Below are 24,555 nucleotides of genomic sequence, written 5' to 3'. Positions count from 1 at the left end.
GCCATGAACTTCGAACACATCCTGTTTTCCATCGAGGCGGGTGTCGCCACCCTCAGCCTCAACCGCCCCGAGCAACTGAACAGCTTCAACGCCGCCATGCATGGCGAAGTCCGCGAAGCCCTCAAGCAGGTTCGCCAGAACCCCGAGGTGCGCGTCCTCCTGCTGACGGGTGAAGGTCGCGGCTTCTGCGCCGGCCAGGACCTGGGGGATCGCAACGTCGCCCCCGGTGCCGCCGCACCGGACCTGGGCGAATCCATCGAGAAGTTCTACAACCCGCTGATCCGCGCCCTGCGCGACCTGCCGCTGCCGGTGATCTGCGCGGTCAACGGCGTGGCCGCCGGTGCCGGTGCCAATATCCCGCTGGCCTGCGATCTGGTGCTGGCCGCCCGTTCTGCCAGCTTCATCCAGGCCTTCTGCAAGATCGGCCTGATCCCGGACTCAGGCGGCACCTGGACCCTCCCCCGCCTGGTCGGCATGGCCCGCGCCAAGGCCCTGACCCTGTTGGGCGACCGCCTGACCGCCGAGCAGGCCGAGCAGTGGGGCCTGATCTACCGCGTGGTGGACGATGCTGCCCTGCGCGAGGAAGCCCAGAAGCTCGCCCGCCACCTGGCCACCCAGCCGACCTATGGCCTGGCCCTGATCAAGCGCAGCCTCAACGCGAGCCTAAACAACAGCTTCGACGAGCAGCTGGACCTCGAGCGCGACCTGCAGCGCCTTGCTGGCCGCAGCGAGGACTACCGCGAAGGCGTCAGCGCCTTCATGGAAAAGCGCACTCCGGCCTTCAAAGGACGCTGAGCCCATGCCCGCCCTCCACACTTCCGCTACTGTCGCCGTGATCGGCGCCGGCGCCATGGGTGCCGGTATCGCCCAGGTCGCCGCCCAGGCTGGCCATCCGGTCAAGCTCTATGACAACCGCCCTGGCGCTTCCGCCCAGGCCATCGACGGCATCGACCGCCAGCTCGGCCGCCTGGTGGAGAAGAACAAACTCACAGCCGAGGCCCGCGCCTCTATCGTCGCCCGCCTGCAACCGGTGGAGGCCATCGAGGCCCTGGCCGATTCCAGCCTGGTGATCGAGGCGATCGTCGAGAATCTGGAAGTCAAACGCGGCCTGCTTCGCCAGCTCGAAGACCTGTGCGGCGCCGACTGCATCCTCGCCAGCAACACCTCGTCCCTGTCCATCACCAGTCTGGCTGCCGGCCTCAAGCATCCTGGCCGGGTGATCGGCATGCACTTCTTCAACCCGGCGCCGCTGATGGCCCTGGTGGAAATCGTTTCCGGCCTGGCCAGCGACCGCGCCCTCGCCGACGGCCTGTACGAAACCGCCAAGGCCTGGGGCAAGCAGCCGGTACACACCAAGTCCACCCCCGGCTTCATCGTCAACCGCGTGGCGCGCCCCTTCTACGCAGAAAGCCTGCGCCTGCTGCAAGAAGGCGCCGCCGACTGCGCCACCCTCGACGCGCTGATGCGTGACGCGGGCGGCTTCCGCATGGGCGCCTTCGAACTGACCGACCTGATCGGCCATGACGTGAACTACGCCGTCACCTGCTCGGTGTTCGACGCCTACTACGGCGACTTCCGCTTCCAGCCTTCGCTGATCCAGAAGGAGCTGGTGGACGCCGGCCGTCTGGGCCGCAAGAGCGGTCACGGTTTCTACAGCTACGCCGAAGGCGCCGAACGTCCGCAGCCGGCCGAGCTGACCAGCGACGCCAGCGTGGATTCCTGCGTGGTAGAAGGCAGCCTGGGCGTTGCAGAGCCCCTGGTACGGCGCCTGTTGGACGCCGGCGTGAACGTGGTCCGCCGCGACGGCAAGGGACTGCTGCGGGTGGGTGACGCCGTGATCGCCCTGTCCGACGGACGTCTTGCCAGCCAGCGTTCCGGCGAGGACGGCATCGCCAACCTGGTGCTGATCGACCTCGCGTTGGATTACAGCAAGGCCAGCCGCCTTGGCATCGCCTGCGCGGCCAACACGTCGGAGGCAGCTCGCAATCAAGCGGTGGCGCTGCTGCAACGCGCCGGCCTCAAGGTCTGCCCCCTCAGCGACACCCCCGGCCTCGCCGTGCTGCGCACCGTGGCCATGCTGGTCAACGAAGGCTGTGACGCCGTGCTGCAAGGCGTGGGCTCGGCTGGCGATATCGATCTGGCCATGCGTGCCGGCGTGAACTATCCGCAAGGCCCGCTGGCGTGGGCTGACGCCATCGGCCTGGCGGCGGTGTTGCGCACCCTGGAAAACCTTCAGGCCGCCTATGGTGAAGAGCGCTACCGTCCTTCCCTGCTGCTGCGCCGCCAGGTGGCCGAAGGGAGGAACTTCCGTGACTAACCATGAAGCCCTTTCCCTTGCCGAAGCCTGCGCCAGCGAACTGTTCGAGCGCGACAACGCCAGCCAGGCCATGGGCATGCGCCTGCTCTCCGTGGCACCCGGCCAGGCCCGCGTCGGCATGAGCGTGCGCAACGACATGGTCCAGGGCCACGGCACCTGCCATGGCGGATACCTGTTCGCCCTGGCCGACTCGGCCTTCGCCTTCGCCTGCAACACCTACAACGAAGCCACCGTGGCCATCGGTTGCAGCATCGACTACGTGGCCCCGGCGCGTCTCGGCGACACCCTCACCGCCCAGGCCATCGAGCAAAGCCGCAGCGGCCGCACCGGCAACTACGACGTACGCATCGAGAACCAGAACGGGCAACTGATCGCCCTCTTCCACGGCAAGTCCTACAAAGTGCGCGGCTCGGTACTCGCGCAGGAGACCCCTGATGAATGACGCCCTGATTATCGACGCCGTGCGTACGCCCATCGGCCGCTACGCCGGCGCCCTGTCCGCGCTGCGTGCCGATGACCTCGGCGCCGTGCCCATGCGCGCACTGATGCAGCGCCATCCCGAACTGGACTGGAGCGCCATCGACGACGTGATCTACGGCTGCGCCAACCAGGCCGGCGAAGACAACCGCAACGTTGCGCGCATGTCCGCCCTGCTCGCCGGCCTGCCGGTGACCGTACCCGGCACCACCCTGAACCGCCTCTGCGGCTCCGGCCTGGACGCCATCGGCAACGCCGCCCGTGCCCTGCGCTGTGGCGAAGCCGGCCTGATGATCGCCGGTGGCGTGGAATCCATGTCGCGCGCCCCGTTCGTGATGGGCAAGGCGGAAAGCGCCTTCTCCCGCCAGGCGGACATCTTCGACACCACCATCGGCTGGCGCTTCGTCAACCCACTGATGAAGAGCCAGTTCGGCATCGACTCCATGCCGGAGACCGCCGAGAACGTAGCCGAGCAGTTCAACGTTTCCCGCGAGGACCAGGACGCCTTCGCCCTGCGTAGCCAGCAGCGTGCCGCCGCCGCCCAGGCCAATGGTCGACTGGCGAAAGAAATCGTCCCGGTAGAAATTCCCCAGCGCAAAGGCCCGGCGAAGATCGTCGAGCAGGATGAGCATCCGCGCGGCGACACCACCCTGGAACAGCTGGCCAAGCTGGGCACGCCGTTCCGTCAGGGCGGCAGCGTCACCGCCGGCAATGCCTCGGGTGTGAACGACGGCGCCTGCGCCCTGCTGCTGGCCAGCAGTGCCGCGGCCAAACTCCACGGCCTCAAGGCCCGTGCCCGCGTGGTGGGCATGGCTACCGCCGGCGTCGAGCCGCGCATCATGGGCATCGGCCCGGTACCGGCGACCCGCAAGGTGCTGGAACTGACTGGCCTGTCGCTGGCCGACATAGACGTCATCGAACTCAACGAAGCCTTCGCCGCCCAGGGCCTCGCCGTTCTGCGCGAGCTGGGCCTGGCGGACAACGATCCGCGCGTGAACCCTAACGGCGGCGCCATCGCCCTCGGCCACCCGCTGGGCATGAGCGGTGCACGCCTGGTCACCACCGCCCTGCACGAACTGGAAGAACGCCAGGGCCGCTACGCCCTCTGCACCATGTGCATCGGCGTGGGTCAGGGCATCGCCCTGATCATTGAAAGGCTCTGAAACGCAAGAACCGAGATCTGAAAAACGAGTGAGGAGTATCCTCTTCCTCAGCACTCAGGAGCCTACATGGCTTCGGCATAAAAATAATTTGAGTGAAACCATGAACATGATTGCCAATACCGCCTTGCTTGACCCGATGGAAACCGCCAGCGTCGACCAGCTGCGCCAGCACCAGCTGGAGCGCCTGCGCTGGAGCCTGAAGCACGCCTACGAAAACGTCCCGCTGTACCGCCAGCGCTTCGATGAACAGGGCGTGCACCCGGACGACCTGAAATCCCTGGAAGACCTGGCGAAGTTCCCCTTCACCGGCAAGAACGACCTGCGCGACAACTACCCCTACGGCATGTTCGCCGTGCCGCAGAGCGAGATCGTGCGCATCCACGCTTCCAGCGGCACCACCGGCAAACCCACCGTGGTCGGCTACACGCAGAACGACATCGACACCTGGGCCAACGTGGTAGCGCGCTCGATACGCGCCGCCGGCGGCCGCAAGGGCGACAAGGTGCACATCTCCTACGGCTACGGCCTGTTCACCGGCGGCCTCGGCGCCCACTACGGCGCCGAGCGCCTGGGTTGCACCGTGATCCCGATGTCCGGCGGCCAGACCGAGAAGCAAGTCCAGCTGATCCGCGACTTCCAGCCGGACATCATCATGGTCACCCCGTCCTACATGCTGAACCTGGCCGACGAGATCGAGCGCCAGGGCATCGACCCGCACAAACTGGCCCTGCGCCTCGGCATCTTCGGCGCCGAGCCCTGGACCGCCGAACTGCGCCGCGCCATCGAAGAACGCCTGGGGATCACCGCCCTCGACATCTACGGCCTCTCGGAAATCATGGGGCCGGGCGTGGCCATGGAATGCGCCGAAACCAAGGACGGCCCGACCATCTGGGAAGACCACTTCTACCCCGAGATCATCGACCCGGTGACCGGCGAAGTACTGCCGGACGGCCAGATGGGTGAGCTGGTGTTCACCTCGCTGTCCAAGGAAGCGCTGCCGATGATCCGCTACCGCACCCGCGACCTGACCCGCCTGCTGCCGGGCACCGCCCGCCCCATGCGACGCATGGACAAGATCACCGGTCGCAGCGACGACATGCTGATCATCCGCGGCGTGAACGTGTTCCCGACCCAGATCGAAGAACAGGTGCTGAAGGTCAAGCAACTCTCCGAGAACTACGAGATCCACCTGTTCCGCAACGGCAACCTGGACAGCATCGAGGTCCACGTTGAGCTCAAGCACGAGCACGAGAACCTCGGCGAGTCCCAACAGCAGGCTGTCTGCAACGAACTGTCGAAGTACATCAAGACCTACATCGGCATCAGCTCGCGTATCGTCCTGCGCCCCTGCTACTCGCTGAAGCGCTCCGAAGGCAAGGCCTGCCACGTGTACGACAACCGCAACAAGTAAGGCTGGTGCCAAAAAGAAGCCCCGCTCATGCGGGGCTTCTTTTTGGGTGGATCAATGGACCAGGAGGCAACATGCGGGCCCGGCTCACGCAGAGCCTCGCCGTTGACGAGTATCAGTGCCCCTCGATACCCATTGCAGGCGCTACTCCCCCATGGGTGAACAGAGCTCAACCAGCAGTCCGTCAGGGCAACGCAGATAGGAGACCACCTGCCCCCAGGGTCGTTCCTGCGGAGCTGCCAGCTCCTGCGCTCCGGCCGCTAGAGCACGTTGGTGGGCGGCAGGGACATCGCAGGTCACCAGGGCGATTTCAATGCCCAACGGCTGCGACGATTCATTGGCACGAATATGACCGCCCGGAAGATTCATATCCCCAAGTTCATGGGAAGCGAAAGCCAGAGTCGTGGCTCCAGTCTCCAGTTCGCCGTAGTCGCCGGACTCATGCAGAAAGCGGACGGGTAAGCCGAATGCCAATCCGAAGAACTCCAGGGTGCTTCGCACATTCGACACATAGGCGATTGTGTATCCGAACTTCATGATCAGTACTTCCTTGTCAGCCGCAGTTGTGAGAGCCAGGCATCATCGGTGGCCCTGCCCGGCCAAAGCAAGGGCGGCGGCCACCAGAAAACCCCGACCGCCGGTCGGATCCATCCGATTGCGGCGACAATCCTGTCGAACGCCAACGAACTCTTTCGACTCTTGGTTAGATCGGCCAGTCAAGGCCGGTTCCAATCGACAGAACGGAATCCAGACAGGAGTTCGAAAATGACCTATGTAGATGGCTTCGTAGTGCCCGTTCCCACCGCCAGCCGTGAGGCCTACCGCAAGGTGGCCGAGATGGCCGCCGGGGTCTTCAAGGAGTACGGCGCGCTCAGCGTCGTCGAGTGCTGGGGTAACGACGTGCCCGAGGGCAAGGTGACCTCCTTCCCCATGTCGGTGAAATTGCAGGAAGGCGAAACCGTGGTCTTCTCGTGGATCACCTGGCCCTCGAAGCAGGTTCGCGATGAAGGCATGGCGAAAGCGATGGAAGACCCGCGCATGAAGCCCGATCCGAGCACCATGCCCTTCGATGGCCAGCGGATGATCTTTGGCGGATTTGAGGTGCTGGTGAGTGCGTGATGGGCCGCTGGACAAGGGGCAGTTGCGCCGCCCTTGGCGAATGAATTGGCTCAGGACGTTCTAGCAACACTTAACGCAGACATAGCCGATGAATTCGCCCCTTCAAGGAAAAATCCGATTCCGGGCACAAACCCTGAAGGGGCGATTTCAATCGCCAAGCGGACCGAAGGTTCGCCCTTCGGCCCTACTTCAGCACGCCCAGCAGCTTCCACAGGCGGCGGGATTCGGCATCTGCCGTGATCAACTCGTCCAGCAGGCTGCTCAGCGGCTGGTTGCCCCACTCCACTGCCCGGCGGATCACGTAGGGCACGGGGCTGTGGGGTTCGGTGCGGGCCAGATAATCAGCAATCAGCGCCAGTTGTCGGTAGGCGTCTTCGCGGCTGACAGGCGTACCGTTGAAGACGGGTGGTGCCGCCCCTTCGATGGCACCGGGCTCGGGCACGACTTCGGGAGCTGGCGCCGCAGCGGGCGGAGTCTGGGACTGCATGGGAATGAACTCCTGCATGAGCGTGCGGATGGCGTTCAGGGCCTGGTGCAGCGGGGCGAAGCTGGGAGCCAGGTCGCCGAGCCAGCCATCGCACCAGGCGCCCAGGCGACCCAGCTCGGTCAGGCTCGCCTCCGCACCCTGGTGAACCCGCACGAAACTGGCAGTGGGCAATTGCCTGAGCGCCTCGTTGAGCTTGCGCTGCTCCAGGCGTGCCCCCTCGGCGGCTACCTTGTCCGCCTTGCTATCGCTGGCCTGTATCTGGCGCTGCTGGAGTTGCTGCCAACCATGCAACGTCAGGTGGGCGAGGTCCGTCTGTTCGGCGCCGAATAGCGCACAACGGGTCAGGACGATCTCGCCGTAGCGGCGGACCAACCATTCCAGCGGCGCCACACGCCAGGAACGATCGCCCTCGTCCGGCTGCGGGTGCAGGTCCTCCGGGTATCGTTCGCAGAGCCCGGCCAACAATCCCAGCGCCGGGGCCAGGCCGTCGAGTCCACTGCGCAGCAGCCAGGCTTCACCCAGCCAGGCCGCCAGCATCAGGTCCTTGCTGCGTTCGCGCAGGAGTTCGCTGGCCAAGCGCTCCACCGCCGCCCAGTCGCCACGCTTGAGGTCGGACTGCCAAACTCCAGCAGGCAGGCTGGCGTCGTCCTCTCGGCGCAGCTCCCGCAGCCGATCCCAGGCCGGGTCGTAGCGCAGGCTGGGGCCGCAAGGTTCGCTGCCGGGAATGGGCTCCAGCAATTCACTGGCCGGACTGACGGTCATCGGCAGGTTCATGGCGTTACCTCGGTACTGACCAGGGAAGTGGCGTGACTGCCGGAAAACGGCGAGCGTGGCGCCTTTACCGGCAGGGGCTGGATCGACAGCGGCAGCTTGCCGCCCTGCGTCATCAGTGACAGGCGCATGAACATCAACGCTTGCTGATTGCCGCTCGGCGCGCCGCGTACCGGCACCTGCAAGGTCAGGGGGAAGTCGGTGTAATCCATGCTCGGCTGGCGTTGCAACACCACATGGGAGCGCATCAACCGCAGGAGCGCCCAGGGGCCACGGTACTCCCACCCAGCCTCCAGGTCAGCCACGGCCATGCTCGGCTGGAGGGGGTCGATGCTGGGTTGCTGACTGCCATCCTTCGCCCAGCGCAGCAATAGCTGCACCGGCTCGCCGACATTCCAGCGCAGGCGCTGCGCTTCTCCGGGGTAACCGATTTGCCGGTCACCGGCGTGCAGCCCCCAGGCAATCACCTGATCGGCGCCGCGCTCATCGTCACGGTCCGTACGCCAGCGTACGTCCAGTTCAACGCCCAGGGCGCCGGACGGGTCACGCAAGAACAGCGGGCCGAGCCAGGTACGGGCCTGTTTCAGGCGGGTGAGAAAGTCCTCCGCTGCCGGACGATCACTGGCATTGCTCCATTTCAGGCCCTCTTCAGCCTGCGCCAGTCGGCTGTCGATCAGCTCCACCAGGTGCTGCACCCGTGCCGGGTCGGCATCGTCGGACTGGAGGCTGTAGGCGAAGGGGAAGCGGCCTGCCAAGTACTGGTTGAAGTAGTCCGCCAGGTCATTCCACGCCTGCGCCGCGCGCTGCTGCTGCAGCTGGCTGCAACGCTGCGCAGCCTGTTCCTGAAGCACCCTGGTGCGCCGCGCCAGGTCTCCATTGCCTCCGGACAGAACGGCGGTGGACAGCACCTGGGTGCAGGTGGCCAGATCCATCTCGATGAAGTCACGGCTGACCAGTTGCTCGAACAAGGCCGGCGAGCTGGTGGGGTTCTGCGCCTTGTACTTGATCATCTCATCGCTCAAGGCGGCAAGGCGGGATAGGAGAGCCTGCTCCGCTGCGGAAAGCCCACGCTGCTCGCGAAGCCAGGCCAGGGCCGGTGCCGCGCCTTCCGTCGTGCTCTGGATGACCGCGAACTGCTGTCGCAGGCCGTTCTTCAGGTCCTGCACGTCGCTGGAACGGAATAGTTGCAGGCCAAGATTGCGACCGCCGTCCCACTGGTGAATGTCGAAGCGCTGCGTGAACACCGGCAGGGCATCGATATTGGCCAGGGACGATTGGATATCGGTCATGGCCATGTGGGTCAGTTGGCTCTGCAAGGCACCTGCAAGGTCGGTGCGGTCGAGCTCCACCAGGGCGCTCAATACCTGGCCGGCCTGCTCCGCTGGCACATCGAAGGCTTTGCCGGCACTGCCCGGCGGGCGTATTTCGGAGGCGCTCAAACTGGCCCAGATGGCCCGTGCAGCGGCTTCCCCGGCCGCCTTGAGCATGCCCTCGCGGTAGTCCGGAGGGATCTGCGCCAGCTCCTGGCCGACGTAGGCGTGATAACCGTCGACGAAGCTCTGTGCCTGGGTCAGCGCCCGGGCGTCGACGTAACGCAGGGCTCTGGTATCGGGCTCGACAGCGTCCCTGCGCAGGGCCACCGCCACGAAGTCGCGCTTGAGAAGACCCTTGATCGCCTTGGCCAGTGCGCCGATATGTTCCTGCAGCATCAAGGTGCCTCCCGCCTGGCGCTGCAGCAGATTGGCGCTCGTGCCGGCGTCAGCGATCCACTGCCCGTGAAAACCCTTGCGCAGGCGAATCGCCTCGGTGTTGAGGTTCTGCTCCATGACAGGCCCCAGCAGGCTGCTCTGGCGCACGGTTTCCATCAGGTTGCGATACCCCGGCACCAGCTCCTCGCCGTTGCTGTGACTCCAGGCGGAGTTGGTCAGGGCGAGCAGGTCTTCCAGGTTGTCGATGAGGCTGTTGATCTCTTCCAGCTCGGCCAGGGTATTGCCTTGCCCCGCCTGCAGGTTGCCCAGGTGCAGTTTTAGGTAACCCGCGGGACGGACGAAGTTGTCGGCAAGAAAGTACTGGGTCAGCCAGAGCTTCATAAGCGCCTGGAACTGTTCGCTCAGGGGCTGGCGCTGGGCCTTCAGGTCGAGTGGCGCCAGCCCCGGACCGCCCAGGCCGCGCAAGGCACGGTCGTAGTAGGAGCGCCGCCGCAGGTCGGCGGTGTTCAGCTCCAGGCCCAGGGCACTGTTGCCCAACTGCGCCAGGGGCTCCAGCACGCCCTTGTCGCCCGAAAGGGTGTCGGCGAACAGGCGGTTCTGCTGTTCCAGGCTGCTCGCGCCATAAGCGAGGTTGCGCGCCTTGACGTAATTCGGCCACTCCTCGGGCTGCTCACCTTCGACATTGGTGCGCCGGTCGCTGCTGCGGATCGCCAGGAGCTTGTCCAGTTCCACCCGCTGCATCTGCGCCAGGGGATGCAGGGCCTCACTGCGGGCCATGGAGCGGAGGACGTTGTCCATGCGCCCGTCCAGGGACGAAAACCAGGAGGTGGGGAAAACCACTGATGCGAAATGCCAACGCGGGGCATCCTGCAACAGGCGCCAGAAGCCCAGGAGGTTGCGCCGTGCCTGCTCTTCGCTGCGCGCCGGGTCCTTGAGTACCACATGGCTGTTCTGGGCGACCTGCAGCACCCGTGCCAGCTCGCGGGCGTCGCGCTGGCCGTCATGCCAGACCCAGAGCATGCCCAACAACCAGAATGCGCCGACAACCGCCGCCGTGCCGGCGACGACCTGTTGCCAACGCTGGCGCAAGCGCAGGATGCGCGGGACCGCCTGGGCCAGCCCTTGCTCGGCGAGGAAACGCTGGCGCCAGAGCGCACGTGAAAACACCCCGCGCGCTGGCGGCAGGTCACTGGCCGAGAGCGCCCAGGGCTCGGCGTCGCTGGACAAAGCCTGAGTGGAGCTGAGATAGAGGCCCCGCAGGCGCGCCGCCTCGCCTTGGGCGTTACCCTGGAATACCGGCTCGAGCAGGGCGCGCAGGTTGCCCCGCAGGCCGTCCAGTTGGCCCGGCAAACGGTAGAGGTCTTCGCCCAGTTCGCCCTTGAGCGCCCCTACTTCCAGGATCGACGCCTGCACGGCCTGCACCACCTGGTCCAGTGCATCGTCGAGCCAGTAACCCTGCCAGCCGGCTTCCAGGGCATAGGGGGAGGACCAGCCGAGGGCACGCTCACGCCCCTCTTCGGGCAGCGCCGCCACCAGCTCCTGGAAACCCGGCAGCTCCTCCAGGCCGGTGACCAGTACATGCACCGGCAGGCTAAGCCCCAGTCGCTGCAACATTTCGCCGAAGCGCCGGCGTACTGCAATGGCATCGGTCGCCAATTGGACGTCATCCAGCAGGCGCGCCAGGGGGATGGTCCAGATAACGCCATCCAACGGTCGCTGCCCACGCAGGCGCAGCAGCATCCCGAGCAAGCGACGCCAGGCGAAGGCCGGCGCAGTGCCACCCTCTTCCGGCAGGAACAGGCCCTGCGGCACCACCAGCAGCGAGCCGTCCGGGTCGGCCCACCAGCGACCGAACCAGGCCGGGCGGTCCGACGGCGTCAGCTGCCAGTCGATGCAAAGCTGGCTGCCTTCTCGCGGGTCCCCCACCAGCAACAACCAGGGTGTCTGGTAGCGGTCCTGGCTACCCTGGTCATGCTCCATCTTGCGCACGGCCGTGTAGAAACTGCGGATGGCCGCGCCGGACTGGGTGCGCAGCCACCAGAAAATCGCCACCAGGGCGAGCAGTAGCAGCAGGATGGCCAGGACGATCAAGGCAATGGCGAAACCGCTCATTCCGCTTGCTCCTCGTCATCCAGGGTGGCGGCCAGATGAAGCACCGGCTCCAGCTCGGACTGGATATCGCTCCACAGCCAGTGCCCCACCGCGCTCAGCAGCAGCGAAAAGCCGATGATCGCCAACCCCAGGCGCAGCCCATCCGGCAGCGCCCGCCGCAACGGCAGACGCAATGGTGCCGCCTGCAGTGGCCGCTCCAGGCTCTGCAGGGCACCCGCGGTGACGGGCTCGCGCTGCCAGGCAAAGGTGAACAGCGCGTGCCGCCAACGTTCGTGCATGGCCTGCCCGCGCTCACCGCGCAACTGGCCATGAAAACCGAGCAACAGGCATTGCAGATAGACGTTGGCCAGGTCGCGGGTAGCCGGCGCACGCTCCTTGAGCAGGCCTCGAATGGCCATGGGCAGGCGTTCGCCGGCATTGCGCGATCCGTAAAGACGGGCTTCCAGCGGCCGCCCCTGCCAGGCTGACTGGCCAGCCCAATTGCCGAACAACAGGGTCTCATCCAGCAACGCGACGAAGGCATAGACCACGGCCTTGACCTGAGCCGTCGCCGGCTCGCCGACACTGGCAAAGGCGCTGCGCCAGAGGCGGCGGACGATACGGGTGGCGGTCTCGGCGGTGCGCTCCACCAGTTGGCCGTCACTGTCGTCGGCGTCTTCCAGCTCGTCCCAGGCATCGCGCCATTCCAGCCAGGCCTGGCGGAACGCGAGGCTCAGGGGTGCCTCGCCGAACTCCGGTGGATACAGGGCCACACTCCTTTCCGGCATTTGCGCGTCCTTGGCTGGTCAATCAAGCGAATTCGTGGGCGTTGGCGACAAACAGCACCACCTGCCAGGGGCCCACCAATGCCGCTTGGCCGGGCACCACGAGGCAGAGCTTCTGCTCGGGATCGAACCACTCGCCAGTCGCCTGGACCACGAATAGCCGGGTATCCTCACCCACGCTGTAAGCGACCTGCTCGGCGCGGCTCATGGACTGGTGGGCCAGACCGCTCATGCGCTGGCGTGCGAGGGTGGACACATGGCCCTGGGACGCGATTATGGCCTGCCCCAGCCAGTAGTAAGCCGCCTGTTCGCCCGCACCGGCCGGCATACGCAGGCCGATCACCAGGCGCTGGCGACGGGACTGGGTATCGGGCAGTTCGATGGCAAAGCCCTGCTCCACCTGTTCGAAGGCCAGGCAGCGATAACCGACCCGTACGCGGGTCAAGGCGTTCTCCAGCCAATCGAGCACTTCGTCGTAGCCACGCTTGAGGTCGAGATAGTCCAGCGAGGCAAAGGCCGGCACCCCCGCCACCGGGTCCAGCGCACACCAGGAACCCGCCATGCCCACCAACAGGCCATGCAGGCGGTCCGGTGCGGCCACGCGGCTGTTCAATGCCGCCTCCACTTCCGGCAAGCGTGCCCAGAGCGCGGCGAGCTGTCGCCGGACTTCAGTCATGTCGTCATGGTTGCCGGCCTGCTCGGCCTGGCGCAGGCGCCCGGCGAGGAACAGGCACTTTTCCCGCGCGCGGGCACACAGCGCGGCGACAGCGCGGCCGAGAACGGATTCGGGAAGCACCCTTGGTGTCGGCGCAACGTAGGCCTGGCGGACAAAGCCGCCCCCTTCCTTGGCGATGCGCAACAGTGGCAGGCAGACCGAATCGGCACGGCCACTCTCGGTCACCAGGCGCGTCGCTGGGCGCCAGACCAGGATGGGTTCGGGATGTTCGCCACTGGCCAGGTCCGGCACGGCTTCTCCCACCACCGACTGCAAGCGCCCGCGCAGGGGCAACACCTGGCCTGCGCGACCGAGCGGATTGACGGCAAGGAAGACGGTGACACTGGACGTCGCGGATTGGGCGATGGCGGCGCTGACGTCCAGCTCCAGCGCAACACCTTCGCCGGGCTTGACGCTGACAGGCAGACCGTCGGGGAGAATGGCGTCGAGGACCAGTACGCGTACCAGGCCGGCGCAGAGGGCGGCAGGATCGAGTTCGAGATGGGAAACACCCCAGAACCAGGGATTGCCGGCTTGGGCGAAATGAGCGGCGAGCACTTCCGCGCGCAATCCTTGCAACTGGAAATGCTGGGGCAGCAACTGCATGCCCTCGTGCCAGCACACCGCGTCAGGCAGAACTTTCATACCACTCCCCTTCGACGTCCGACATTGTCGCGAGCTTGACGCCCTGATGTTCAGGGGCCTTCCGTCAATGCTCGTTCTCGCTTAACAAGCGCATTTCCCTGCTATCGAACCGGAGCCAGGCACGACTCTGCTCATCCAGCCGGAGGCGGTGAGCACCGGGACTGTTATAGCCGGCGAAGACCAAAAGTCCAGCCGCGCTATCACCCGCCAGCGGGAACTCCTGTGCCTCCATGAACTGTCCGGGGACCAGCTCCAGGCTCCAGACAGAGAACTGCTGGCGGTAATCGCGGCGGTACTGCTCGCGATCGGTGAACCACTGCCGCGCGCTGATACCGGAAAGCACCTTGAGCAGTTCGGGGTCGCGCACCGCGATGAAGTCCACGGCGATGGGCGTGTCATCGTTGGCGCGCTCGGCCACATCCAGCGTCAGCGCGTCGAGCTGGACCCGTGGCCCCAGGACATAGGAGCAGCCGCCCAGCGCAATCGCGGCAGCGAACAACACGACTTTCGAAACGGAAATGAAACGTCCCTGCTTCATGGCGGTCAGACTCTGGTTTGCATTTGCAAATTTATAGACCTGTTCTAGCGTGTCTGAGTAGTTCGTCGGACTGACGAACATGAGGGATCGCCAAGGACAGGCTTGCGTGTAGTTCCCCCTGTCGCGTCGCGTGATCCAGCAAGGGAGTGCGATGACAGGACCCGTCCGATGCATTGCGCTCGTGGCAATGCACCGGAGCCCACCACCATGGCAGAAAGCACGCAGCACAAACTGGACCGGGTCCGCCCGCCCCGGGTACAGATCACCTACGACGTCGAAATCGGCGACGCCATCGAGAAGAAGGAACTGCCGCTGGTCGTCGGCATCCTCGCTGACCTTTCGGGCAAGCCCGACCAACCCCTTCCCAAGCTCGTCGAGCGCCGTTTCACCGAAATCGATCGCGACAATTTCAATCAGGTGCTCGCCTCCATCGCGCCGCGCACCACCCTCCAGGTGGACAACACCATCACCGGTGACGGCAGCAAGCTCAATGTCGAGCTGCGTTTCAAGGACATGGACGATTTCGACCCGGTCAACATCGTCAAGCAGATCACCCCGCTACGCCGCCTGTTCGAGGCCCGCCAGCGCCTGCGCGACCTGCTCACCAAGCTGGACGGCAACGACGACCTGGACAAGCTGCTGCAGGAAGTAGTGAGCAACACCGAAGGCTTGCAGGAGATCAAGTCGGCTCGTCCCGAAGCCGAATCCGCCGCGCCCGAAGGCGAAGGCGAAGGCGAAGCACCGGCCGAACCCCAGGCCTGACCGATAACCCGACCTTCCCGGAGGACTCGCCATGGCCACAGAAGCCGGTGCGAACAGCGAAAGCACCACGCAAACCCTGACCCTGCTCGACCGCATCGTCGCCGAGGGCCGCATGGCCCATGACGACAGCCAGCAGGACTACGCCCGCGACATGCTCGCGGAGTTCGCCACCCAGGTACTCGACGAAGGCATGGCCATCGACAAGGACACGGTGGCCATGATCAATGACCGCATCAGCCAGATCGACGAACTGATCAGCGACCAGCTCAACCAGGTCCTGCACCACCCCGACCTGCAGAAGCTGGAAGCCTCCTGGCGCGGCCTGCACCTGTTGGTGCAGAACACCGAGACCAGCACCCGCCTGAAGCTTCGCCTGCTCAACGTTACCCAGAAGGAACTGCAAACCGACCTGGAGAAGGCCGTCGAGTTCGACCAGAGCGCGCTGTTCAAGAAGATCTACGAAGAGGAATACGGCACCTTCGGCGGCCATCCGTTCAGCCTGCTCGTGGGCGATTACAACTTCGGCCGTCATCCCCAGGACGTGGCCCTGCTGGAGAAACTCTCCAACGTCGCCGCCGCCGCCCACGCGCCCTTCATCGCTGCCGCCAACCCGAAACTGTTCGACATGAACAGTTTCACCGAGCTGGCCGTGCCGCGTGACCTGGCGAAGGTCTTCGAGAGCCAGGAACTGATCAAGTGGCGCAGCTTCCGCGAGAGCGAAGACTCGCGCTATGTCTCCCTGGTGCTGCCGCGCTTCCTCCTGCGCCTGCCCTATGGCCCGGACACCCTGCCGGTGGAAGGCATGAACTACGTCGAGGATGTCAACGGCACCGATCACTCCAAGTACCTCTGGGGCAACGCTGCCTGGGCGCTGGCCCAGCGCATCACCGAAGCCTTCGCCAAATACGGCTGGTGCGCGGCGATCCGCGGTGCCGAGGGTGGCGGTGCGGTAGAGGGCCTGCCGGCCCATACCTTCCGCACCAGTTCCGGCGACCTGTCGCTGAAGTGCCCGACCGAAGTGGCCATCACCGACCGCCGCGAGAAAGAGCTCAACGACCTTGGGTTCATCGCCCTCTGCCACAAGAAGAACAGCGACCTGGCGGTGTTCTTCGGTGGCCAGACCACCAACAAGGCCAAGCTCTACAACACCAACGAGGCCAACTCCAACGCGCGCATCTCGGCCATGCTGCCCTACGTGCTCGCCGCCTCGCGCTTTGCCCACTACCTGAAGGTGATCATGCGCGACAAGGTGGGCAGCTTCATGACCCGCGACAACGTGCAGACCTACCTGAACAACTGGATCGCGGACTACGTGCTGATCAACGACAACGCACCGCAGGAGATCAAGGCCCAGTACCCGCTGCGCGAAGCACGGGTGGACGTTTCGGAAGTGGCCGGCAAGCCGGGCGCCTACCGGGCGACCGTGTTCCTCCGCCCGCACTTCCAGCTGGAGGAACTGACCGCCTCGATCCGCCTGGTGGCCAGCCTGCCGCCACCGGTAGCCGCCTGACCCGTGCCGCCCGCCGGTCGCCCCGGCGGGCGGGCACCACCCTTTTCTCCAGACTTTCCAGACTCAGGAGTTCCATGCGATGGATGCGATCATTCTCGACCTCGGCGACGACATCAAAGGCGACAGCCTGCTCGAGGGCTATACCGACAAGATCGAGGTGATGTCCTACAGCCACAACGTGGCCATGCAGGTCACCAACGACGTCAGCAACTCGGAACGTACTTCAGGCCGGCCGCACATCGGCGAGTTCACCCTCACCAAGTTCATCGACACCTCCACGCCATCACTGAACGAGTACTGCTGCGCCGGCAAACCCATCACCACGGCGAAGATCACCATCGGCCGCAACGCAGCCGAAGGCGACGGCAAGATCCTGCCCTTCATCGTCTACACCCTGGACAACGTGGTGCTCTCCAATGTCAGCGTCAGCGGAGGTAGCGGTGGCAAGCCGGTCGAAACCCTGTCACTGAACTTCACCAAGATCAAATGGGAGCTCACCGCCCAGAAGGACGACGGCACCAAGGAGGGCACTGCGGCTTCCACCTGGGACCTGGCCGCCAACAAGTTGGCCAAGTAAGGACGCCGCCTGCTCATGTCGGACGCCGGCCTGCTCCCTCCGCTGTTCGAGCGCCTCTCCGCCCAGGCGGACGAGGCGCCGGCCTTCGACCGCGAGGCGCTGGCCGAATCCGTCCGTCTGGAACTGGTACGGCTGCTCAACACACGCCGCCCCAGTACCAGGACCAGTCGGCCACTGACCATCCTCGACTATGGCATCGGCGACTGGAGCGCCTTGCAGGCGCAGCGCGGCGACGACAGACGCCATCTGGTGCGGGAAATCCGTGCCGCCGTGCACCACTTCGAACCGCGCTTGCAGCTCACGGATGTGGATGCCGCCCCCATCCCCGGCCACCCGCAACGACTGCGCATCCGCCTCGCCGGCAGCTTGCGCAGTGGCCAGCGCACCTGGCCGGCACTGTTCGTCATCGACAACAGCGAAGCGGGTCTCGAGGTGCGCCATGAAAGACTCGATTGACCCGGAACTGCTGGACTACTACCAACGCGAACTCACCTGGCTGCGCCATGCCGGCGCCGCCTTCGCCGCACGCTACCCGAAGGTTGCCCGGCGCCTGGAGCTCTCTCCCGGCGAATGCCCGGACCCGCACGTGGAGCGTCTGCTGGAAGGCTTCTCCCTGCTGACCGCACGCCTGCAAAGGCGCCTCGACGACGACTACGCCGAGTTCAGCGACGCCCTGCTGGAACAGCTCTACCCGCTCGCCCTGCGCCCTCTTCCGTCCTGCGCCATCGTCCAGTTCGAGCCGGACCCGACCCAGGGCAGCCTGGCCGAGGGCTACCGGATGCCGCGCGATACGCCACTGTTCGTCACCACCCGCCAAGGTGCCAGCGTGCACTTGCGCACCACGGCCGAGGCGACGCTATGGCCCGTGCGCGTTGGCGGGGCGACCCTGCTGGACGGCGACGAGGCCGTGGCCCTGACCGGCCGCCCCGAAGCACGCTCGGCCCTGCGCCTGGAATTGCACTGCCTGGGCGAATTCGACTGGGCACAATTGCCCGTCCGCCAACTGCGCCTGCACCTGGCCGCCTCGCCGGTGACCAACGCTGCGCTCTACGACCTGCTGGGCGCCGACACGCTTGGCATCCATTGCGGCGTGCCGGGCATGCCGCTACTGCCCTGCCCCGGCGAGCCGCAGCTGGTGGGATTTGCCGACGACCAGGCATTGCTCCCTGAGGAAGACGGCCAGCATCCGGGCCTGCGCCTCCTGGCCGAGTACTTCACCTTCCCCGACAAGTTCGCCTTCTTCGATGTCCCGATTCTGCCGCCGGCAGCGGGCGGTCGCGACTGCCTGCTGGTCATCGCCTTCGACCGCGCCCCGGCAGGTCGCCTGCACCTGCAGCCAGGTGACCTGCGCCTGGGTTGCACGCCGGCCATCAATCTGTTTCCGCGCACCTCTGAACCGTTGCGCCCGGACGGCACGCGCAGTGAATATCGCCTGGTGGCAGACGCTCACCGCGAAAGCAGCGTGGAAATCCACAGTATCCGCGCCGTGCGCGCCGCATCGCCACGCGGCGTGATTCCGGTGCCGGCGTACTACGGCCATGCTCACGGGGCGAGCGCTCCCGGTACCCGCCTCTATTGGCACGCCCGCCGGGTGCAGGGCACGAGCCCCAATCGACTCGGGACAGACCTGCTACTGAGCCTGGTGGACACTGGCTTCGACCCGTTGCTGGACGCCCCCGAGTACAGCCTGACGGCCGAGCTGCTCTGCACCAACCGGCACCTGGCGGAGAACCTGCCGGCTGGCACGCGCCTGGGCTTCGAGCGCCCCGGCCCCGTCGCCCGCGCCAGTCTACTCAACCCGCCAAGCCCGCAGAGCCTGCCGCGCCTGTCGGGTGAATCGCGCTGGCGCATGGTCTCGCAGCTCACCCTCAACCACCTGTCCCTGGTGGAGGGGCCACAGGCCCTGGAAGCCCTGCGCGAACTGCTTGACCTGCACAACCTGCGCGACGACGTCAGCGCCCGCCGGCAGATCGACGGCATCGCCCGCTTGACCTGCGAGCGCGTGGTGGCGCGGGTCGGCGACGACGCCTGGCGCGGCTGGCGCAATGGTCTCGAAGTACGCCTCAGCCTCGATCCGCAGCACTTCGCCGGCGCCAGTGCGGTGCTGTTCTCCGCCGTGCTGGCGCAGTTCTTTTCCCTTTACGCGACCGCCAATCGCTTCGTGCGAACCGTGCTGGTCGATGGCGACAAGGAGGTCAGGACGTGGCAACCCCAGGCCGGCATGCCCCTCTCCCTCTAAGCCGCCATCTGCGCGATGAGCCGCAGGCCTTCGAGTTCCTGCAGGCACTCCTGCTGCTGGAACGTGAACGGCCTGGCTCCGAGTCTCTTGGCCGCAGCAGCGCGCCCCAGGGCGAAGCGTTGCGCCTGCGCGGCCCCTTGACCCCGACCTTTGCCGCCAGCCAGATTGAACGCTTGGACGAGGACGCCGGCCAGCCACCGACGCTGACCACGCCTGTATTCGGCCTTGGCGGACCCGATGGCCCCCTGCCCTATGCCTATCAGGAATGGCTGCAGCAACGCGCGAAGCAGAAGGACTACGCCCCGGCGGAATTCCTCGACCTGTTCCAGCACCGCCTGCTCAGCCTGCTCTATCGCGTTCTGGGCAAACATCGCCTGGCCCTGGGTTTCCGCGCGCCGGAGGACTCGCCAGCACGGGACCAGATGCTCGCGCTCTGCGGCTTGCTGCCGGACGCCCTGCAGAACCGTCTGACGCTGGCCGACTCCGCCGTGACCGCGCGAACCGCGCTCTTTGCCGGCGGCCGGCGCTCCCTGGCCGGTTTCGCCGCGCTAGCCCGCCACCAGTTCGGCGTCGTGGTGCATTACGAGGCCTACCAGGGCGGCTGGCGGGATATCCCACCGGCCAGCCGCAGTCTCCTGCAACGTCGGGGCCGCAATCTGCGCCTGGGCCACGATGCAATCGCCGGCACTCGCGTGTGGGACGAGCATGCCGGCATCCGCCTGACCCTTGGCCCGCTGGCCAGAGAACGCGTGCGGGACTTCCTTCCTGGTGGGGCCGAGCACACCCGGCTTGCCAGCCTCGCCGCGCTCTACTTCGGCCCGGACCTGGACGGCGCCCTGCGCCTGCTGGTGCGCCCGGGCTCACCGTTGCAGCTGGATCGCGCGCAACCACCGCGCCTGCACTGGAGTGGCGGCCTGCACCTTCGCGGCGAACAGCTGCAAACGATCGACACTCGCCTGCGCCAGATGGAGGTGGCCTGACCATGGAACTCGGCAGCCTGATCGGACGCCTCAACGCACAAAGCCGCCGCGCCCTGGAACGGGCCGCGCAACGCTGCCTGCAGCGCACTCACCACTACGTGGAAATCGAACACCTGTTGCTGGAACTGATGGACATCGAAGGTGGTGATCTCGCCTATCTGTTGCCACGCTTCGGCCTGGAGCGCGACACGGTGGCCTCGGAGATCAACCTGGCATTGGAGTTGTTCAAGGCCGGCAACACCCGCACGCCGGCGCTCTCCGCACAAACCATCGGCCTGCTGGAAGATGCCGTGGTGCAGGCCAGCGTGTCCGGCCAGCAGAGCATCCGCTCCGGGCTCTTGCTGCTCGCCCTGCTCGACCGTGACGAGCGCCGCACCCTGCTGCTCAATAGCGCCTCGTCCCTGCTGCGCATCCCCCGCGAAGCCCTGCGCAGCAATCTGCAGGAATGGACCCAGGCATCCCGCGAGCAGCCCGCTTCGACGCAGGCGATCAAAGGCAAGCCCGCCCAGCCCGGCGCCCAGGACGCCATCCTCGACCAGTACACCCAGGACCTCACCGCCGAAGCCCATGCCGGGCGCATCGACCCCATCGTCGGGCGCGACAGCGAGATCCGTCAGAGCATCGACATCCTCCTGCGTCGCCGGCAAAACAACCCCATCCTGGTGGGTGCTCCTGGCGTCGGCAAGACCGCTGTGGTCGAGGGCCTGGCCCTGCGCATCGCCGCGGGCGACGTGCCGCCCCCCTTGCAAGATGTCAGCCTGCGGGTGCTCGACCTTGGCCTGCTGCAAGCCGGCGCCGGCGTCAAAGGCGAGTTCGAACAACGCCTGAAAGGCGTGATCGACGGCGTACGCAATGCCGAGAAGCCGATCATCCTGTTTATCGACGAGGCCCACACCCTGATCGGCGCCGGCGCCGCCGAAGGCCAGAGTGACGCGGCCAACCTGCTCAAACCGGCCCTGGCCCGTGGCGAACTGCGCACGCTGGCCGCCACCACCTGGCTGGAATACAAGAAGTACTTCGAGAAAGACCCCGCGCTCGCTCGACGCTTCCAGCTGGTGCAAGTGGAAGAGCCGGACGAGATCACAGCCGTGGAAATGCTGCGGGGAGTCGCCGCCAAGCTGGAACAGCACCACGGCGTACAGGTGCTGGACGCCGCCATTCACGACGCGGTGAAACTCTCCCATCGCTACATCTCCGGCCGGCAACTGCCGGACAAGGCCATCAGCGTGCTCGACACCGCCTGCGCCCGCGTCGCCCTCGGCCAACACGATGTGCCGCCGCCGCTGGAAAGCCTGCGCCACCGTGAACAATCCCTGGAGCAAGAGCTGCAACGCCTGCGCCGCGAGCAAGCGACCGGCCTCGACCACCGCGAGCGCATTACCGCGCTGGAGGCCGAATCACGCAGCAACCTCGTCGCCGTTCGCGAGTTGGAAACCCGTTGGGCAGAGGAACGCGATGCCGTGCGCGAACTGCTGGATGCCCGCCGCGAACTGCTCACCCTCAGCGACAGCGCCGACGCCAGCAAGCCAAACGAAGAACTGGACGACCGAATCGACCATCTCGCCGCCGAACTGGCACGCCTGGAAGCCGGTCTCGACGCCATCCGCCAGGACGATCCGCTGGTGCCCGAACAGGTGGACTCCAAGACAGTCGCGGCGGTGATCGCCGGCTGGACGGGCATCCCAATCGGCAAGATGCTCGCCGACGAAGCCCACGCCGTTCGCACCCTGGGCCAGCGCATGGCACAGCGAGTCATGGGCCAGGACAGTGCACTGGGCACCATCGCCCAGCGCATCCAGGCCTATCGCGCAGGCCTCACCGATCCGCAGAAGCCGGTGGGCGTCTTCCTGCTGGTAGGCCCCACCGGCGTCGGCAAGACCGAGACCGCCTACGCCCTGGCCGACGCGCTCTACGGCGGCGAGCGCAACCTCATCAGCATCAACCTCTCGGAGTACCAGGAGGCCCACACCGTCAGCCAGCTCAAGGGGGCCCCGCCCGGCTATGTGGGCTACGGCTCCGGTGGCGTGCTCACCGAAGCCGTGCGCCGTCGCCCCTACTCGGTGGTACTGCTGGACGAGATCGAAAAGGCCCACCCGGATGTGCTGGAGGCCTTCTACAACGTCTTCGACAAGGGCGTAATGGAAGACGGCACCGGCCTGGTGGTGGACTTCAAGAACACCGTGATGCTCGCCACCAGCAACGTCGGCGCCGAACTGGTGCTGGACACAGTGCCCGACCAGCTCGGCAGCGACGCCTTCAACGAACGCCTGCGCAAGGTCATGCTGCAAGCTTTCCGCCCCGCCTTCCTCGCCCGCATGACCGTGGTGCCCTACCGCCCGTTGGACGAAGCGACCCTGGAAGGCATCGTCATCACCAAGCTGGAAAAACTCCAGAGCCGCTACAAGGCCGCCACCGGCAAACACTTCGACTTCGACCCGGCCATCGTGAAAGCGGTACTGGCCAAGTGCAGTTCGGCCGGGGCGCGGGATATCGAGAATGTGCTGATGGCGCAGGTGACGGGGAAGTTGGCGGAGTGGGTGTTGGAATAGACGTCAAACAGGTCGAGAGCCGAAAGGCATCCAATGTCAGGCGGAATCGGCGGCAGGAAGGAGGGACGAGATGGACCTGAACAGATACATCTATGCCATCAAGACCGACGGAACAAAAATCTATACACCTCCGACCATGGAGGTACCGGCTAACCTCTGCACCGAGTTCCACGCACTCATGACCTTGTCGGACAAAGAGGTCAAGGAGTACGGCTGCAACCTGCGCTACATCCAAACCCACGGAAGCGGCCGTCTGGAGATAGAACGGGATTCGTCCACCACGCTGAAGATCCATGCCGGAGACTTCTCTGGTGTGTCCCTGGAATCAGACACTGCCTATTTGCACGCCCAATACATCGGTGACTTCCACACACACCCCTATTTGAAGCGGTACAAATCCGCCACTGCCATCGGCCCATCTTATGGCGACTGGGAAGGCTGGGTTCAGTACTACCCGCAGAACAGTGATGTGGGCGTTTTCATGGTGGCCAGCGCAGATCAGCTATTCCTCATGATCTCCAGGGGGAGACCCGGAGTACTGCCGGGCGGAAAGCTATCCCGATTGGATATCCAGGCGTTCAAGGACATTACACAACATGACTACAAGACCTATGTAGCCCTCGAGACCGAGTTGGGTACCAAGCAGTTCGATGCTTACGCGAACATCCTCACCAAATCCTATCCGCAGGCCATCAAGGCGCATCAGCAAGGAACCCTGGCCATGAACAAGGAACTCGCCCGCCAGATGAATTGGGAGCTGTACCAAGGGAAGCTGAATCAGCAATCCAGCAGCACACTTTCGCTCACCTCCGACTTCGTTGTGGGTAGCAGTTGGACAAACTACCTCTGGAGCAGAACGGACGACTACTGGCTGATCAACAACTGGATCTGAGCAACTCGACACGCAAACACCCTACCCGCTTAGTAAATGGCGCCACGCGCCAGATATCCATCGCAACTGGCAGGGAAATCGGCGGCCTGAACGCCCGAGCCACAATCGACAACAGGGAGAAAACTATGCGTGCGGTACGACAAATGCGTCCGCAAGACGCCTACAACTGCGGACTCTATTCGATCTGGATGGCGATCGAGTCACTGACGGGAGTCGACGATACCCTTATCTCGGCGATTGAGCGAAAAGCGAGGATTTTCTCGAACAGCGCCGGCGGCCTGTTTCGCTATTACGAGATCGTGAAGATCATTCACTCCATGGGCCGAGGTGCAAAAGCCGTGAACTTCCATGACCGGACATCGTTCCTCAATGGACTGCGCCTCCACTTCAACCATGCGATCCTAATTGCGTATTCCTTCTACGGACTGGACGGCAGGGCGCAGGCGCCGGATGTTGCTGCCAGTAGCGCGCACTGGAGTGTGGCCGACCGGCTAGACGCGGAAGGCAACTACGTTCGTCTGGCCAATCCCCATGGCAACTGGACCTGGGTGAGCACTGACAACATCGTCCGCGCCAACCTCGACCTGAGGAATGGCAGCTTCTACTGGAACGATTTCGTCCGGCAGCATGCAGCCACTCCGTTGTTCCAGCAGCAGACCCGCCTGTACACCACGGGCGCGCAGGATCTGCAAACCCGCACTCGGGAGGAGACTGACCTAGGCGGCTACTTCATTGCCGTGAGTTGAACTGCGTGGTGCCCGCCAGCGCTCTGAGCCCCATTACAGCGTACGGCGACCAGGAATAAGTTCCCCGATAGCTAC

At 65.4% G+C, this 24,555-nt stretch carries 21 protein-coding genes; 15 read left to right on the top strand and 6 right to left on the bottom strand.

Annotated features, from left to right (window positions below):
* Positions 1–3 precede the first annotated feature (3 nt).
* The 5 genes from paaG to paaK all read left to right on the top strand — a co-directional run bounded on the left by paaG (position 4) and on the right by paaK (position 5,368).
* Positions 4–795 carry a 2-(1,2-epoxy-1,2-dihydrophenyl)acetyl-CoA isomerase PaaG gene (paaG, locus tag E8F20_RS21395; RefSeq protein ID WP_280285538.1) on the top strand — a complete coding sequence of 264 codons (792 nt, stop codon included), beginning with the start codon at positions 4–6 and terminating at the stop codon, positions 793–795.
* 4 nt (positions 796–799) lie between these two features.
* On the top strand, positions 800–2,317 hold the full coding sequence (gene paaH / locus E8F20_RS21390; RefSeq protein WP_280285537.1) for a 3-hydroxyacyl-CoA dehydrogenase PaaH: 1,518 nt from the start codon (positions 800–802) through the stop codon (positions 2,315–2,317).
* A complete protein-coding gene (gene paaI / locus E8F20_RS21385) occupies positions 2,310–2,759 on the top strand; it encodes a hydroxyphenylacetyl-CoA thioesterase PaaI (RefSeq protein WP_280285536.1) in 450 nt (149 codons plus the stop codon). The genes paaH and paaI overlap by 8 nt, the downstream gene beginning before the upstream one ends.
* Positions 2,752–3,957: a 3-oxoadipyl-CoA thiolase gene (gene pcaF / locus E8F20_RS21380; RefSeq protein ID WP_280285535.1), complete on the top strand. Its 1,206-nt coding sequence runs from the start codon at positions 2,752–2,754 to the stop codon at positions 3,955–3,957. Before paaI ends, pcaF begins: the two co-directional genes overlap by 8 nt.
* Positions 3,958–4,057: 100 nt before the next feature.
* Positions 4,058–5,368 (top strand): phenylacetate--CoA ligase PaaK, encoded by a 1,311-nt coding sequence (gene paaK / locus E8F20_RS21375; RefSeq protein ID WP_280285534.1) that lies wholly within the window; start codon positions 4,058–4,060, stop codon positions 5,366–5,368.
* A 141-nt stretch (positions 5,369–5,509) separates the two neighbouring features.
* Here the strand turns inward: paaK and E8F20_RS21370 are convergent, their stop codons facing one another.
* Entirely contained in the window at positions 5,510–5,902 is a 393-nt protein-coding gene (locus tag E8F20_RS21370; protein WP_280285533.1) for a VOC family protein, read from the bottom strand.
* Between the two features lie 228 nt (positions 5,903–6,130).
* Between E8F20_RS21370 and E8F20_RS21365 the strand changes: the two genes are divergently transcribed.
* Positions 6,131–6,484, top strand: coding sequence for a DUF1428 domain-containing protein (locus tag E8F20_RS21365; protein ID WP_280285532.1), 354 nt, complete (start codon positions 6,131–6,133; stop codon positions 6,482–6,484).
* Between the two features lie 184 nt (positions 6,485–6,668).
* Here the strand turns inward: E8F20_RS21365 and tssA are convergent, their stop codons facing one another.
* The 5 genes from tssA to E8F20_RS21340 form a co-directional block, all read right to left on the bottom strand.
* A complete protein-coding gene (gene tssA, locus E8F20_RS21360; RefSeq protein ID WP_280285531.1) occupies positions 6,669–7,745 on the bottom strand; it encodes a type VI secretion system protein TssA in 1,077 nt (358 codons plus the stop codon).
* Positions 7,742–11,563 carry a type VI secretion system protein gene (locus E8F20_RS21355; RefSeq protein ID WP_280285530.1) on the bottom strand — a complete coding sequence of 1,274 codons (3,822 nt, stop codon included), beginning with the start codon at positions 11,561–11,563 and terminating at the stop codon, positions 7,742–7,744. Before E8F20_RS21355 ends, tssA begins: the two co-directional genes overlap by 4 nt.
* Positions 11,560–12,330 carry a DotU/TssL family secretion system protein gene (locus E8F20_RS21350; RefSeq protein WP_280285529.1) on the bottom strand — a complete coding sequence of 257 codons (771 nt, stop codon included), beginning with the start codon at positions 12,328–12,330 and terminating at the stop codon, positions 11,560–11,562. The genes E8F20_RS21355 and E8F20_RS21350 overlap by 4 nt, the downstream gene beginning before the upstream one ends.
* Before the next feature lie 22 nt (positions 12,331–12,352).
* On the bottom strand, positions 12,353–13,687 hold the full coding sequence (gene tssK / locus E8F20_RS21345) for a type VI secretion system baseplate subunit TssK (protein ID WP_280285528.1): 1,335 nt from the start codon (positions 13,685–13,687) through the stop codon (positions 12,353–12,355).
* Positions 13,688–13,751: 64 nt separating this feature from the next.
* A complete protein-coding gene (locus E8F20_RS21340; RefSeq protein WP_280285655.1) occupies positions 13,752–14,225 on the bottom strand; it encodes a type VI secretion protein in 474 nt (157 codons plus the stop codon).
* Positions 14,226–14,432: 207 nt separating this feature from the next.
* Here E8F20_RS21340 and tssB point away from each other — a divergent pair, with 207 nt between their 5' ends.
* The 9 genes from tssB to E8F20_RS21295 all read left to right on the top strand — a co-directional run bounded on the left by tssB (position 14,433) and on the right by E8F20_RS21295 (position 24,480).
* Positions 14,433–14,987: a type VI secretion system contractile sheath small subunit gene (tssB, locus tag E8F20_RS21335; protein WP_280285527.1), complete on the top strand. Its 555-nt coding sequence runs from the start codon at positions 14,433–14,435 to the stop codon at positions 14,985–14,987.
* A 31-nt stretch (positions 14,988–15,018) separates the two neighbouring features.
* Positions 15,019–16,497 (top strand): type VI secretion system contractile sheath large subunit, encoded by a 1,479-nt coding sequence (tssC, locus tag E8F20_RS21330; RefSeq protein WP_280285526.1) that lies wholly within the window; start codon positions 15,019–15,021, stop codon positions 16,495–16,497.
* 79 nt (positions 16,498–16,576) lie between these two features.
* On the top strand, positions 16,577–17,074 hold the full coding sequence (locus tag E8F20_RS21325; protein ID WP_280285525.1) for an Hcp family type VI secretion system effector: 498 nt from the start codon (positions 16,577–16,579) through the stop codon (positions 17,072–17,074).
* Positions 17,075–17,089: 15 nt separating this feature from the next.
* Positions 17,090–17,530 (top strand): type VI secretion system baseplate subunit TssE, encoded by a 441-nt coding sequence (gene tssE / locus E8F20_RS21320; protein WP_280285524.1) that lies wholly within the window; start codon positions 17,090–17,092, stop codon positions 17,528–17,530.
* Entirely contained in the window at positions 17,514–19,313 is a 1,800-nt protein-coding gene (tssF, locus tag E8F20_RS21315; RefSeq protein ID WP_280285523.1) for a type VI secretion system baseplate subunit TssF, read from the top strand. Before tssE ends, tssF begins: the two co-directional genes overlap by 17 nt.
* Positions 19,277–20,293, top strand: a complete 1,017-nt coding sequence (gene tssG, locus E8F20_RS21310) for a type VI secretion system baseplate subunit TssG (protein WP_280285522.1) — start codon at positions 19,277–19,279, stop codon at positions 20,291–20,293. Before tssF ends, tssG begins: the two co-directional genes overlap by 37 nt.
* A gap of 2 nt (positions 20,294–20,295) precedes the next feature.
* Complete coding sequence (tssH, locus tag E8F20_RS21305) at positions 20,296–22,842, top strand: type VI secretion system ATPase TssH (protein WP_280285521.1); 2,547 nt, start codon at positions 20,296–20,298, stop codon at positions 22,840–22,842.
* Positions 22,843–22,912: 70 nt separating this feature from the next.
* The gene (locus tag E8F20_RS21300) at positions 22,913–23,734 is read left to right on the top strand and encodes a hypothetical protein (RefSeq protein WP_280285520.1); all 822 of its coding nucleotides are present in this window, start codon (positions 22,913–22,915) and stop codon (positions 23,732–23,734) included.
* Positions 23,735–23,859: 125 nt separating this feature from the next.
* Positions 23,860–24,480: a hypothetical protein gene (locus E8F20_RS21295; RefSeq protein ID WP_280285519.1), complete on the top strand. Its 621-nt coding sequence runs from the start codon at positions 23,860–23,862 to the stop codon at positions 24,478–24,480.
* Positions 24,481–24,555: the final 75 nt, after the last annotated feature.

This window comes from Pseudomonas sp. BN415, assembly GCF_029871195.1.
Lineage (GTDB): Bacteria > Pseudomonadota > Gammaproteobacteria > Pseudomonadales > Pseudomonadaceae > Metapseudomonas > Metapseudomonas resinovorans.
The sequence above is the reverse complement of the archived record's forward strand: the minus strand, read 5'-3'. Positions and strand labels throughout refer to the sequence as shown.

Coding starts and splice junctions, on each gene's coding strand:
- paaG (WP_280285538.1), top strand. CDS start 4: ATGAACTTCGAACACATCCTGTTTTCCATCGAGGCGGGTGTCGCCACC.
- paaH (WP_280285537.1), top strand. CDS start 800: ATGCCCGCCCTCCACACTTCCGCTACTGTCGCCGTGATCGGCGCCGGC.
- pcaF (WP_280285535.1), top strand. CDS start 2,752: ATGAATGACGCCCTGATTATCGACGCCGTGCGTACGCCCATCGGCCGC.
- paaK (WP_280285534.1), top strand. CDS start 4,058: ATGAACATGATTGCCAATACCGCCTTGCTTGACCCGATGGAAACCGCC.
- E8F20_RS21370 (WP_280285533.1), bottom strand. CDS start 5,902: ATGAAGTTCGGATACACAATCGCCTATGTGTCGAATGTGCGAAGCACC.
- E8F20_RS21365 (WP_280285532.1), top strand. CDS start 6,131: ATGACCTATGTAGATGGCTTCGTAGTGCCCGTTCCCACCGCCAGCCGT.
- tssA (WP_280285531.1), bottom strand. CDS start 7,745: ATGAACCTGCCGATGACCGTCAGTCCGGCCAGTGAATTGCTGGAGCCC.
- E8F20_RS21355 (WP_280285530.1), bottom strand. CDS start 11,563: ATGAGCGGTTTCGCCATTGCCTTGATCGTCCTGGCCATCCTGCTGCTA.
- E8F20_RS21350 (WP_280285529.1), bottom strand. CDS start 12,330: ATGCCGGAAAGGAGTGTGGCCCTGTATCCACCGGAGTTCGGCGAGGCA.
- tssK (WP_280285528.1), bottom strand. CDS start 13,687: ATGAAAGTTCTGCCTGACGCGGTGTGCTGGCACGAGGGCATGCAGTTG.
- E8F20_RS21340 (WP_280285655.1), bottom strand. CDS start 14,225: ATGAAGCAGGGACGTTTCATTTCCGTTTCGAAAGTCGTGTTGTTCGCT.
- tssB (WP_280285527.1), top strand. CDS start 14,433: ATGGCAGAAAGCACGCAGCACAAACTGGACCGGGTCCGCCCGCCCCGG.
- tssC (WP_280285526.1), top strand. CDS start 15,019: ATGGCCACAGAAGCCGGTGCGAACAGCGAAAGCACCACGCAAACCCTG.
- E8F20_RS21325 (WP_280285525.1), top strand. CDS start 16,577: ATGGATGCGATCATTCTCGACCTCGGCGACGACATCAAAGGCGACAGC.
- tssE (WP_280285524.1), top strand. CDS start 17,090: ATGTCGGACGCCGGCCTGCTCCCTCCGCTGTTCGAGCGCCTCTCCGCC.
- tssF (WP_280285523.1), top strand. CDS start 17,514: ATGAAAGACTCGATTGACCCGGAACTGCTGGACTACTACCAACGCGAA.
- tssH (WP_280285521.1), top strand. CDS start 20,296: ATGGAACTCGGCAGCCTGATCGGACGCCTCAACGCACAAAGCCGCCGC.
- E8F20_RS21300 (WP_280285520.1), top strand. CDS start 22,913: ATGGACCTGAACAGATACATCTATGCCATCAAGACCGACGGAACAAAA.
- E8F20_RS21295 (WP_280285519.1), top strand. CDS start 23,860: ATGCGTGCGGTACGACAAATGCGTCCGCAAGACGCCTACAACTGCGGA.